Genomic DNA, 11,548 nt, shown 5'->3' with positions numbered 1-11,548 from the left:
TGATCAATATCACACTTTGGTGAAGATATAACCTGATTGGTGAACGATAAACACTAATGATTTTTAGGGGATGGATATGAAAATTAGGGATTTTTTTGTGCAAACGCCGCTGGAAAGACGCCGTTATGGCGTCGCGCTTTTTGTCGGCGTCATCGCCGGGCTGCTGTCTGCATTCGTTAAGTGGGGCGCAGAAGTTCCGCTTCCGCCAAGGACCATTCTGGATGGACGCGCGGAGTTTAATCCACCGTATCTTTTCCTGAGAGATTATTTGGGCATAGATCCCACGGCAACGGTTTACACCTTTTCGGAGCATGTGATCAATCCGGTTATGGTGACGCACATTATTTTCTCGTTGGTGTTTGCCATCGGTTACTGCGTGGTTGCCGAAGTCTTCCCGAAAGTAAAACTCTGGCAGGGCGTGCTCGCCGGCTTAATTGCCACGGTGTTCGTTCACGGCATCAGTTTCCCGCTGCTTGGCTTAACGCCGCCTTTATCCATGCTGCCTGTCGAAGAGTATGTTTCCGAAATACTGGGGCATGCATTCTGGTTCTGGGCGATCGAACTTGTTCGGCGTGACCTGCGCAACAGAATAACGCATCAGCCGGATGCGGAAGTTCCTCTCAACTCACCGTTCCGTTAAGTCAACGCGATAGGCATAAAAGCCCTGAATGCACAGGGCTTTTCCTTCTCGTTGATTATCGTCGTCATGAAGGGGTATTGCTCAGGGGTATTCGTTAATACCTTGTTAATCCAGAAGTTTCATTTCAAGTGCACGGCTCATGGCTTGGGTGCGGCTGTTGACGTTGAGCTTGGCGTAGGTGTTCTTGAGGTGCCATTTCACGGTCTGTGCAGAAATAGCCAGGGAGCGAGCGATGTCTTTGTTCGTCTGGCCCTCGGCGATCAGGCGTAATACCTGAAGTTCGCGTTCACTGAGCCCCCAATAAACGTCATGACTGCTCTGAAGCTGCCTTTCCCCGGTCTGTGAGCCCTTATCTACCAGGCGAAGCTGCGCACCTTGCTCGTTGCAGGCAGCAGGACCTTCGTGCATATGGAGAAGCAAAGGTTGCAAGGTGTCGCCGGCATCAAGAAAGCTGCGCATGAGATGCGGGTGTTCAGCCAATTGCAGAACCGGTTGCAGCGTAGTGCAGGCAGCCGCGTTTTTACCGGCTTTCCACAAGGCTAATGACCAGAGCGCACGCAGGCGCGCGGCGGTGAGCCAGTCGCGACGGTTTTCCTGTTCGGTAACCAGTTCGGCCAGCAGTTTGCAGGCTTGCGGCATCTGGCCGGAGGCCAGCAACAGGCGACTGCGGCTGAGTGCCGCATGCTGAGCGATCGCACGTTGACAAGGATGTTCAGCATCAATCCTGGCATGGTGCGCCAGCTGTTCCAGTTGTTGCTGCAACTGCTCTGCACCAGGGCGATCCGCACGCTGCAAGCGCACTCTTACTTGCTCGGCCAACAGCAGAGCCTGCAACCGGCGCCACCCGCGAGACACCGCCAGTTGCTGCGCATGTTCCAGCAGCCGTTCTGCCTCCTGCGGCATGCCGTCATGCAAGGCCTGCCGCGCAAGGTAGGTATAGCAACGGCTCAGCGCGTCGGGTGGGCTGAAACGGTCGATGAGCTCAAGCCTATCCGCCAGCAGATGATCGAGCGAGTCAAGGCTCTTGCGCTCGTAGGCGATTTCCGCCAGTAGCGGCGCGAGCGTCGCTCCGCTGGTCGACTGGGGGCCGGTATAACGCTCGGCCTGACGCAACGCATTGCCGGCGTACAGCCCGGCGTTCTCCAAATCGCCTTGGCAAAGATGGCATTGGGCGATGATAAAAGCGCGATAAACCGAGACGAACAGATTGTCCAGCGGGCTGTCCGGGCTGGGCATATGGCGTTGGACCGCCAGGGCCTCGGTATAGCGCTGGTTAACCACATGGCAGTAGCTGAGAATATTGCATATCAGGCCATCGACCCAGGTATCGCCGCAAGGCACTTCGGCCAGCAACGGCTCGACAATCGCCAGGCTTTCAGGGATGTTTTCGGCAAAGGCTTCGCAGATGGCGCGCACCACCCGCAGCTTGATCCAGGCGCTGCGGGCCATCCCGTCACGGTGGTCCGCCACCATTTGGTCGAGGTTGTCGAGCAACTGTCGCGATTCATCGAAGCGGAAATAGTGCGCCAGCGCCCAGGCCAGATTGATTTGAAGGTCAATGCGCGACGGATCAACGCTCGCCGGCAAGTGACGCATCCAGGAAACCAGAGTATCGATATCTCCCTCTTCAGCCAGGGATTGCGCGCTCGCACCATCCTGGCCGGGGCTATGAACCGGCTTGCCGGCGGCCAGCGCATGGCGTACCGCCTCAGCCCACAACAGCTGTTCGGCGAACCAATGACTGGCGCGGTCGTGCAACTGTTTAAGGTTGATATCGGCGCGATGGCGCAATGCCACGCCCAGGGTTTCCTGCAAGAGAGGATGATAGCGGAACCAATAGCCTTGTTCGTCAAGGGCCGACAGGAACAGGTTGTGCCGCTCAATCCATTCCAGCATCGCCTCGCTGTCGTCACGCCCGGTGACGGCGTTGCACAGTCCGGTATTGAAACGATTGAGAAACGCCGTTTGCATCAGGAAGTCGAGCACCTCCGCCGGCAGCGGGTCAAGCACCACTTCTTTCAGATAACGGGCGATGGATCGCGTCCCCCCGCGCAGATTGTGGATCAGGTGCCCAGGGTCTACACGCAATTCGGGGGACAATGAGGCGATCTTCATGCCCGCGATCCAGCCCTCCGTCGCGGACAGCAGCCGAAGGGCATCCTGATTGCTGAGCGGCACGGCGACCGTCTGGCTGAAATAGTTCCGGGTTTCTTCGAGCGTGAACTGCAGGTCCTGATCATAGATTTCCACCAACTGGTCCTGGGCCTGCAATCGGCTCAACGACAGACTCGGGTGGAACCGGCTGCCGACGATCAGATGCAGCGCCGCAGGCGCATGCCTGAGCAGGTAGCCCAGGGCTTCATGTACGCCGGCGTCATTGATCATATGGAAGTCGTCGACGATCAGATACAGGTCGTGCGGACAATAGTGCAATTGGTTAATCAGCCCAGCCAGCAACTGCAGAGAGCTTGAGGGCGCTTGCTCTTCCATGTTCTGCCAAAAATCGGCGTCCCAGTCGGCATAGAGCGGTCGCAAAGCATGCAGCAGATAAGGAATGAACTGCCAGACGTCATCGTCATCCTCATCAAGGCTGAGCCAGGCAACGCGTTCACCCTGGCCGATCAACTGCTGGTGCCATTGCGCCAACAGCGTAGTTTTGCCGAATCCTGCGCCCGCACAAACGACGGCCAGACGCCGCAGGCGCACTTGATCGAGGCGTTTGAGCAGGCGCGGGCGCGGTAGCAACAGGATAGAGGAGCGGGGCGGGACAAATTTGGTCAGGATCAGCGGCAAGCCTCTCGTCAGCCGCAAAGGCCCCGAGACCAACGATGTAGATTGGGAACCTGCAAAATCCGATTGCTTCATCCGTGGTTGCCTGCCCGTATTTTGTTTTTTCAATTGTACGTCAGAGCCCAGGATGAAACGGGGCCGTCGTTCTGGATAGATAAACAAAATTCATAAAGTTTGACCTCAAGCATGAAAACCCCCACTTACCCCCCCATTAGGGTGGCTTCGCAGCTTCCCGAAACACCCGTACATTTTTTGTATTGGTGTGGCTAGGGTGTTCTCACCCTGTCAAATAGCCCCGCCTGTCCGACCCTTATTGAGGAGAATCAGATGACGCTGAGCAAACAGGCTTTGCTGCAGGCTTACCGAAAGATGCGCGAGATCAGGACATTCGAGGAGCGCCTGCATCAGGAAAATACCAGCGGTGACATTCCGGGCTTCATTCACCTTTATACCGGTGAGGAGGCCATTGCGGTGGGGGTCTGCGAAAATTTGACCGACGCCGATTTCATTGGTTCTACGCACCGTGGGCATGGCCACTGTATTGCCAAAGGTTGTGATATTCACGGCATGATGGCCGAGATTTTCGGTAAGGACAGCGGTTTGTGTCGCGGCAAAGGCGGCTCTATGCACATCGCCGACCTGTCAAAAGGCATGCTGGGCGCGAACGCCATCGTTGGCGGAGCCCCTCCGTTGGCCATTGGCGCTGCGCTGACGGCCAAGACCCTGAAGACCGGCAACGTCGGCGTGTCTTTCACCGGCGATGGCGGTTCCAATCAGGGCCTGGTATTTGAAGCCATGAACATGGCCGTGGTGCTGCAATTGCCGGCCGTCTTCATTTTCGAGAACAACGGCTATGGCGAAGGGACCGGCCATGACTACGCCGTCGGCGGCCGTGATATCGCCAAACGTGCGGCCGGTTTCGGCCTCCCGGCGGTGACGGTCGACGGCACCGATTTCTTTGCCGTTTACGAAGCCGCTGCAGAGGCGGTCAAGCGTGCTCGCGCAGGGGGCGGCCCCAGCGTGATTGAGGCCAAGGCCTTCCGCTGGCACGGCCACTTCGAGGGCGATCCGGCGTTGTACCGCGCTGAGGGTGAGGTTCAACGCCTGCGTGAACAGCACGATCCGCTGAAGATCTTTACGGACAAGATCAAAAAACAGGTCACTCAGGAGGAACTGGCGGCGATCGACGCGGAAGTGGAAGCGCTGGTCGGGGATGCCGTAACGAAAGCCCGCGCAGCCGCCTATCCGGCTCCGGAAGACCTGCTGACCGACGTCTACGTTTCCTATTGAGGGTGATAACAATGGCTATAAAAACCTATCGTGAAGCGGTCAAGGAAGCGCTGGCCCAGGAAATGGAGCGTGACGAACGCGTGGTGCTGATCGGCGAAGACTTGCGTGGCGGCCACGGCGGCAATGCGCCGGAGGAGGCGAGGATAGAGGCCTTTGGCGGCGTGCTCGGGGTGACCAAAGGGTTGTGGACGCAGTTCGGCTCTGACCGCGTGATCGACACGCCCATTACCGAGTCGGCGATCATCGGCATGGCTGCCGGCGCTGCGGCGACCGGTCTGCGGCCGGTGGCCGAGCTGATGTTCATGGACTTTTTCGGCGTCTGCCACGATGCGCTGTACAACCAGGCCGCCAAGTTCCGCTACATGTTTGGCGGCAAGGCCAAGGCGCCGCTAGTGATGCGTGGCATGATCGGCGCCGGCTTCTCTGCGGCGGCCCAGCATTCGCAGTCGCCTTATAATATCTTCGCCACCACGCCGGGCCTCAAGGTGGTGGTGCCGTCTACCCCTTATGACGTCAAGGGCCTGCTGATCCAGTCGATCCGCGACGACGATCCGGTGGTGTTCTGCGAACATAAAATGCTTTACGACCTTAAGGGCGAGGTGCCGGAAGGCATTTATACCATCCCGCTGGGCGTGGCCAACTACACCCGCGAAGGGGAGGACGTCACCATCATCGCGTTGTCGGCGATGGTGCATAAAGCCAATGAAGTGGCCGACAAACTGGCCAAAGAGGGCATCTCGGTGGAGGTGGTCGATCCGCGTACGATTTCACCGCTGGACGAGGAAGGCATTCTGGAATCGGTGGCGTCCACGGGCCGTGTGGTGATCGTCGACGAGTCGGCGGCGCGTTTCGGTTTTGCCCATGATGTCGCGGCACTGATCGCTTCCCAGGCATTCCATTTCCTCAAAGCGCCGATTGTGCTGGTCACACCGCCGCACACCCCGGTGCCGTTCTCTCCCGCCCTCGAAAAGCTTTGGATCCCCAGCGTCGAGCGGATCGAGGCCGCTGTCCGCCAAGTGCTGGAGGATTGAGCCATGAGTGATATCAAAACGCTTGAAATGCCCAAGTGGGGTCTTTCGATGGAGGAAGGGGTGCTCGCGCAGTGGTCTATCCGGGAGGGCGACAGCTTCACCAAGGGACAGGAAATCTGCGAGATCGAGACCAGCAAAATCGTCAACGTGCTTGAGGCTCCCTTCGCCGGAACCCTGCGCCGGGTGTTGGCCCGGCAGGGCGATACCCTAAAGGTGGGGGCGGCGCTGGCGCTGGTGGCTGAGGCTTCGATCAGCGATGCCGAACTGGACGCCTTCACGGCCAGTCTGGCAACGGCGGAACCGGCCGCGTCTGTTGCGTCGCCTCCCGCGCGCCCTGTGGCAGCCCCGACACTCGACAACGAACTCCCCAGGGTATCGCCCCTATCCACCAAACCGGTGGCCGCCAGTGGGCAGACCGAGGTGCCGATCGGCCTGCAAGGAAGCACCGATGCCGCACAGGTCAATGCCACGCCCCACGCGTTGCGTCTGGCCGCCAGGCTGGGTGCCGACTTGAGCAAGGTGCGCGGCAGCGGACGTGAAGCACGTATCTCCGTGGCTGACCTGGAGAACGCTATCCTTGCCGCAGGGGGCCGCATCGTATCGCCGACGTTGCCATCGCGTTCAGGCAAAGCGCCCCGTTCGCACGCCGACGACAGTCAGGTATCGGCAACCCCACTGGCGCGCCGTCTGGCCGGCAAACTGGGGATCAACCTGCACGACTGCCGCAGCAGCGGTTCACGCGGGCGGGTCAGCCGCGAGGATGTGCAGGCGGCGGCTCTGCTGCTCGACGGGCAGCCGCAGACAGCGACTGCACAGAATGCGGCGCCGGCAGCCTTCGAGAACTTGCCCATGTCGGGCATGCGCAGGGCGATCGCCACCCGTTTGCAGGCTTCCAAGCAACATTCGCCGCACTTCCGCCTGATCGCCGATCTCGATCTGGAGCGCCTGTTGGCGTTGCGCAAGGAAATCAACCTCGGCGCGCCCGGCGTCAAGATTTCGGTTAACGACCTGCTGGTTAAGGCCTGCGCTCAAGCACTGGTGGCGGTGCCGGATGTCAACGTACAGTTCGACGAAGCCAGCCAGAGCATCCGCCGCTTTACCGATGCCGACATCTCGGTGGCCGTTGCGCTGCCGGCCGGGTTGATTACCCCCATAGTGCGCGCCGCCAACCGTAAATCGGTCAGCGAGATCTCGCGTGAAATTCATTCCCTGGTGACCCGGGCGAAAGCCGGCACGCTCAAGCCCGAAGAGTTCCAGGGCGGCACCTTTAGCCTGTCAAACCTGGGCATGCTCGGTGTACGCCAGTTTGACGCCATCATTAACCCGCCCCAGGGCGCGATCCTCGCGATCGGTGCCGGTGAGGTGCGGGCGGTGGTCCGCGACGGGCAGATCGTAGCGCGCCATCAACTGACGGTGTCGCTGTCCTGCGACCACCGGGTCATCGACGGGGCGCTGGGCGCGGCTTTTCTCCAGGAACTCAAGCGACTGGTTGAAACACCGACCCTGATGTTTGTCTAGGAGACGAGCTATGCACGACAAATACGATGTACTGGTGATCGGCGGCGGGCCGGGAGGTTATGTTGCCGCCATCCGCGCCGGCCAGCTCGGGCTGCGTACGGCGCTGGTGGAAAAACAGCATCTGGGGGGCATCTGTCTGAACTGGGGGTGTATCCCAACCAAGGCGCTGCTGCACGGCGCTGAGGTGGCGCACAGCATCGCCCATGCCGACCAACTGGGCTTCAGTGTCGGCGAGGTGAGTTTCGATCTCCAGAAACTGGTGCAGTTTAGCCGCGCGGTGTCACAACAGTTGACCGGTGGGGTCGAGTACCTGTTGAAGAAGAATGGCGTAACGGTGTTCGACGGCACTGCCCGCCTGCGTGGCAAGGGGCAGGTGACGGTGGTCGATGCCAAGGGGGGCGAGCGCGACTACCGGGCCGACCACGTGATCCTTGCGACCGGCGCCCGCCCGCGTGCGTTGCCGGGGATCGCGCCGGATGGCGAGCGGATCTGGACCTACTTCGAGGCGCTGCAACCCAAAAAATTGCCGAAATCCTTGTTGATCATCGGCTCCGGCGCCATCGGCGTCGAGTTCGCCAGCCTCTACAACGATCTTGGCAGCGAAGTGACGCTGGTGGAGGTGGCCGCACAGATACTGCCGATTGAGGATGCCGAAGTCTCGGCGGCGGTGCGCAAGTCGTTCGAGCGGCGCGGCATTCAGGTGCATACCCAGACGCAGGTGACGCAGGTGCAGATCACGGAGGCGGGAGGGCGTTGCACGTTGAAAAACGCCAGTGCCGAGCAGGTGCTGGAGGTCGAACATGTGCTGTTGGCGGCCGGCGTCCAACCCAATGTCGAAGGCCTCGGGCTGGAGGCGCTGGGCGTCGAACTGGATCGCGGTTTTATCAAGACGGATGACGCCTGCCGCACTAACGTCTTCGGCCTTTACGCTATCGGCGACGTCGCCGGCCCGCCGTGCCTGGCGCACAAGGCCAGCCACGAAGGAACGATCTGCGTCGAGACGCTGGCCGGCGTCGAAGGCGTGCACAAGCTTGACCGTAGTTATGTGCCCGGCTGCACCTATGCCCGTCCGCAGGTTGCCAGTCTGGGCCTGACCGAGGCGGCGGCGCGTGCCGGTGGACGGCCACTCAAGATCGGTAAGTTCGCCTATCAGGGCAATGGCAAGGCGCTGGCCAGCGGTGAGGCGGAGGGCTTCGTCAAGACGATTTTCGATGCCGAAACCGGCGAGCTGTTGGGGGCGCACATGGTTGGCGCACAGGTCACCGAACAGATCCAGGGTTTCGGTATCGCCCATCATCTGGAGGCCACGGACGAGAGCCTGCTGTCGGTCATCTTTGCGCATCCGACGCTTTCTGAAGCCATGCATGAATCTATCCTCGCGGCCGCTGGCCGACCGCTGCATCAGTAGGACAATACGGGAAAACGATAACAGCCTGATCCGATTGCGTTTTCGGTAGCGGAAACCAACAAAAAACTCTCCATTAGACGTAGTACAAAACGAAACAGGAATAATCATGTCGACAGGTTTGAACGGAAAGGTAGCCATTATTACTGGCGCTGCGCGTGGCATTGGCCGGGGGATCGCATTGCGTCTGGCACAAGAGGGGGTAAACCTTGCGCTCTTGGATTTATCCGCAGATCAGCTTGGTACAGTCAGGAAAGAGGTGGAGTCTTTCGGGGTAAAAGCGACAACCTACGTTGCCGATATCAGCAAGCGCGAGGAGGTATATGCGGCCATCGAGCATGTTGTGAGTACGCTGGGTACGTTGGATGTGATGATTAATAACGCCGGCATTTCGCAGGTAAAACCCATCGCAGACGTGGTGCCGGAAGATCTTGAGAAGATCCTGAACATCAATATCGGGGGGGTGACCTGGGGGATCCAGGCCGCCGCGGCGAAATTTAAACAGCTCAACAAAAAGGGCAAGATCATCAATGCTTGTTCCATCGCCGGCCACGAGGGTTTTGCATTGCTGGGTGTGTACTCCGCCACCAAATTCGCCGTACGCGCATTGACCCAGGTTGCGGCAAAGGAATACGCCAGCGACAACATTACCGTCAACGCCTATTGCCCTGGGGTGGTCGGTACCGATATGTGGGTGGAAATAGATCAGCGCTTCTCGGAGATTACCGGTGCCCCGAAAGGCGAAACCTATAAGAAGTACGTCGATGGCATTGCCTTGGGGCGCGCACAGACTCCGGCTGACGTTGCGGCACTTGTCGCTTTTCTTTCCAGCGACGACGCCGCCTATATCACCGGTCAGTCGATTTTGACCGACGGCGGGCTGGTTTATCGCTAACCGACGCCGCTCTTTAAAGCCCTATTGAAGGGCTTTTTAGGTGCTTACTCAACCGTGGCGATTTATTTCGTGCAGTTTTGGCGGAGGAGGGTAGGCAATCTAATGACGCCAAAGCAAAAATCCTGCCCGGTTTTCCTGAGCGGGATTTTCTGAATTGGGTTCCTGACAGGGGCATAAGAACATAGACGCCCCTCTTTAAGACTTTGCCGGCCAGAAAGAACGCAGGTCTGCTTTCTCTTTACCTAAAATACACGTCGACATGTGTACCTAATTTGCGGGCTAAACCTTTTGCTCCATCGCGCATCACCCTATGGTGGTTCCAACGGAAAACGGGTGTTGCCAGCGGAGCGAGGTAGTTCATCCATCGGGTGTTAGTCCGGATATTCCAATCATACCTAACGATAGTATCCCCCTCTTTGTCAGAAAACGCCCACACTCCTCGGCCTTCAACATCGCCACTGGCTTCCCCTTCTAAAAGGCAAAAAGGCTTAATGTTTAATACATGGATATCAAAGGTTAATCGATAAGGGAGTACGCCTTTCCAGGTATAACGATGCAAGGCGCCAATTCCCTGAATATCACCTTTCTTTAACTCAATAATCTGCTCCAGACTTCCCCACCATTCGGGCCACAGATCCGGATGGCATAGAACATCCCATACCTCCTGTATAGAAGCCTCAACCCGCCAGATGGTGGAGAACTTATAGTCAGCCATATAGTCAGGCTCCCATTAAGGTGCGAAAAAATCAGCGGGGAAATGGATGTTGATAACCATTGCATCCATAAATACGGTTTCCAACATTTTTCCATCCAGTGCGTAACTGACCACCTTTGCAGGAAATCCATATTTATTATCTAACCAAATGTCATAACGATGAACAGCATCGACTGTCTTTCCTTCGGGGCCGACCACGGATAAGTGTAATGTCGACTTCCCCGCGATGATATCTTCACCGAGGGGGGTTGTTGTCCCCTCATTTTGTAGGCTGCGAACATTATTCAGCAAAACGCCAAAGTCTGATTGATCCACCCGATGACCGTTAGCATCTTGTATCAATGAATCTGTTGGCGACAGGCTCAAAACAGGAAAATTTCCTACTCCAAACGGCCACAGCTTAACTTTGCCATTGACTGGGTTATAGATTAGGACTGCACCTGAATGTGGTTCGGTAAAGTCCATCCGTACATAACCAGGTTTACGGTAGCTATAGCGGATGATTTTAGTGTCATCAGACGGTGACAAGGAACGCACCATAACTTGATAAGATTGAATTTGTTCAAAATGTTGCAGCGAGAGAATGATGGGATCAGTCGGTGTTGAATTCTGCAAAAAAGCCGATGCCACAGCGCTCTTGTCCGCTGCGTACGCAGTATCGTTAAAGCTAAAGATCAGTAATGTTACAAGCATTACGGCAAAAGAGACTAAGTCGCTAATGATCGTCTCCTGTTTTGAACTGGTAAACAGGTTATCCCAGCGTTTTGATTTTGTGATTCACTACCGTCTTCAGAGCGCTGATCTTCGGGGGCTGACTAAATCGGTTTTTGCTCCTACGGATCTACCGGGAACATAATCAGTATGTCAGATAAAATCTAAGGCAGTGTTTTTCAATTATTTTAAATAGAAATAAAAAACCTTCTTTTCAGCATGCTTGGCCGTTATCAGGTTAAACATCAGGGGTGTATAAAAAACTGACGTTGCTGCTTCATGACCGAACTCGGCGTGACGCCAAAGGCTATACGGAATGCAAGGTACAGACCCTGCGAATCGGAAACGTTGAAAGGTTTTTCAGAAGGTTTGAGATTGCATGCCAAGGGGCGAGAAGATCACGGAAAGCAAAAAGCCCGCCCAGGTTTCCCTGAGCGGGCTTCTCTAATATGGCTCCTCTGACTGGACTCGAACCAGTGACATACGGATTAACAGTCCGCCGTTCTACCGACTGAACTACAGAGGAATTGTGTGAACGGCCGCAATCTTAACG

9 protein-coding genes and 1 tRNA gene are annotated in these 11,548 nt (G+C 57.3%); 6 read left to right on the top strand and 4 right to left on the bottom strand.

Features of this window, described 5'->3' with window-relative positions; translation table 11 throughout:
- Positions 1-76: 76 nt before the first annotated feature.
- Positions 77-640 carry a DUF1440 domain-containing protein gene (locus tag SERAS12_RS16480; protein ID WP_013813723.1) on the top strand — a complete coding sequence of 188 codons (564 nt, stop codon included), beginning with the start codon at positions 77-79 and terminating at the stop codon, positions 638-640.
- A 105-nt stretch (positions 641-745) separates the two neighbouring features.
- Here SERAS12_RS16480 and SERAS12_RS16475 read toward each other — a convergent pair whose 3' ends face one another.
- Positions 746-3,505 carry a LuxR C-terminal-related transcriptional regulator gene (locus SERAS12_RS16475; protein WP_013813722.1) on the bottom strand — a complete coding sequence of 920 codons (2,760 nt, stop codon included), beginning with the start codon at positions 3,503-3,505 and terminating at the stop codon, positions 746-748.
- Positions 3,506-3,757: 252 nt separating this feature from the next.
- On the opposite strand from SERAS12_RS16475, the gene SERAS12_RS16470 reads away from it, so the two are divergent.
- From SERAS12_RS16470 to SERAS12_RS16450, 5 genes are all read left to right on the top strand, one after another.
- A complete protein-coding gene (locus SERAS12_RS16470) occupies positions 3,758-4,720 on the top strand; it encodes a thiamine pyrophosphate-dependent dehydrogenase E1 component subunit alpha (RefSeq protein ID WP_013813721.1) in 963 nt (320 codons plus the stop codon).
- An 11-nt stretch (positions 4,721-4,731) separates the two neighbouring features.
- Positions 4,732-5,751, top strand: a complete 1,020-nt coding sequence (locus SERAS12_RS16465) for an alpha-ketoacid dehydrogenase subunit beta (RefSeq protein WP_004946867.1) — start codon at positions 4,732-4,734, stop codon at positions 5,749-5,751.
- A 3-nt stretch (positions 5,752-5,754) separates the two neighbouring features.
- Positions 5,755-7,269 (top strand): 2-oxo acid dehydrogenase subunit E2, encoded by a 1,515-nt coding sequence (locus SERAS12_RS16460; RefSeq protein WP_013813720.1) that lies wholly within the window; start codon positions 5,755-5,757, stop codon positions 7,267-7,269.
- A 10-nt stretch (positions 7,270-7,279) separates the two neighbouring features.
- Positions 7,280-8,677 (top strand): dihydrolipoyl dehydrogenase, encoded by a 1,398-nt coding sequence (gene lpdA / locus SERAS12_RS16455; protein ID WP_013813719.1) that lies wholly within the window; start codon positions 7,280-7,282, stop codon positions 8,675-8,677.
- A gap of 106 nt (positions 8,678-8,783) precedes the next feature.
- The gene (locus SERAS12_RS16450; RefSeq protein ID WP_013813718.1) at positions 8,784-9,569 is read left to right on the top strand and encodes an acetoin reductase; all 786 of its coding nucleotides are present in this window, start codon (positions 8,784-8,786) and stop codon (positions 9,567-9,569) included.
- A 238-nt stretch (positions 9,570-9,807) separates the two neighbouring features.
- Here SERAS12_RS16450 and SERAS12_RS16445 read toward each other — a convergent pair whose 3' ends face one another.
- From SERAS12_RS16445 to SERAS12_RS16435, 3 genes are all read right to left on the bottom strand, one after another.
- Complete coding sequence (locus tag SERAS12_RS16445; RefSeq protein WP_013813717.1) at positions 9,808-10,284, bottom strand: SRPBCC family protein; 477 nt, start codon at positions 10,282-10,284, stop codon at positions 9,808-9,810.
- 15 nt (positions 10,285-10,299) lie between these two features.
- Entirely contained in the window at positions 10,300-10,977 is a 678-nt protein-coding gene (locus SERAS12_RS16440) for a membrane protein (RefSeq protein ID WP_013813716.1), read from the bottom strand.
- Between the two features lie 468 nt (positions 10,978-11,445).
- Positions 11,446-11,521 (bottom strand) — tRNA-Asn (locus tag SERAS12_RS16435).
- Positions 11,522-11,548 lie beyond the last annotated feature (27 nt).

The organism is Serratia sp. AS12, assembly GCF_000214195.1.
In the GTDB taxonomy this organism is placed as follows: Bacteria; Pseudomonadota; Gammaproteobacteria; order Enterobacterales; family Enterobacteriaceae; genus Serratia; species Serratia plymuthica.
The sequence above is the reverse complement of the archived record's forward strand: the minus strand, read 5'-3'. Positions and strand labels throughout refer to the sequence as shown.

Bases quoted from the DNA above. Each gene is read 5' to 3' on its own strand.
- lpdA (WP_013813719.1), top strand. From the start codon at position 7,280: ATGCACGACAAATACGATGTACTGGTGATCGGCGGCGGGCCGGGAGGT.
- SERAS12_RS16465 (WP_004946867.1), top strand. From the start codon at position 4,732: ATGGCTATAAAAACCTATCGTGAAGCGGTCAAGGAAGCGCTGGCCCAG.
- SERAS12_RS16480 (WP_013813723.1), top strand. From the start codon at position 77: ATGAAAATTAGGGATTTTTTTGTGCAAACGCCGCTGGAAAGACGCCGT.
- SERAS12_RS16440 (WP_013813716.1), bottom strand. From the start codon at position 10,977: ATGCTTGTAACATTACTGATCTTTAGCTTTAACGATACTGCGTACGCA.
- SERAS12_RS16475 (WP_013813722.1), bottom strand. From the start codon at position 3,505: ATGAAGCAATCGGATTTTGCAGGTTCCCAATCTACATCGTTGGTCTCG.
- SERAS12_RS16445 (WP_013813717.1), bottom strand. From the start codon at position 10,284: ATGGCTGACTATAAGTTCTCCACCATCTGGCGGGTTGAGGCTTCTATA.
- SERAS12_RS16460 (WP_013813720.1), top strand. From the start codon at position 5,755: ATGAGTGATATCAAAACGCTTGAAATGCCCAAGTGGGGTCTTTCGATG.
- SERAS12_RS16450 (WP_013813718.1), top strand. From the start codon at position 8,784: ATGTCGACAGGTTTGAACGGAAAGGTAGCCATTATTACTGGCGCTGCG.
- SERAS12_RS16470 (WP_013813721.1), top strand. From the start codon at position 3,758: ATGACGCTGAGCAAACAGGCTTTGCTGCAGGCTTACCGAAAGATGCGC.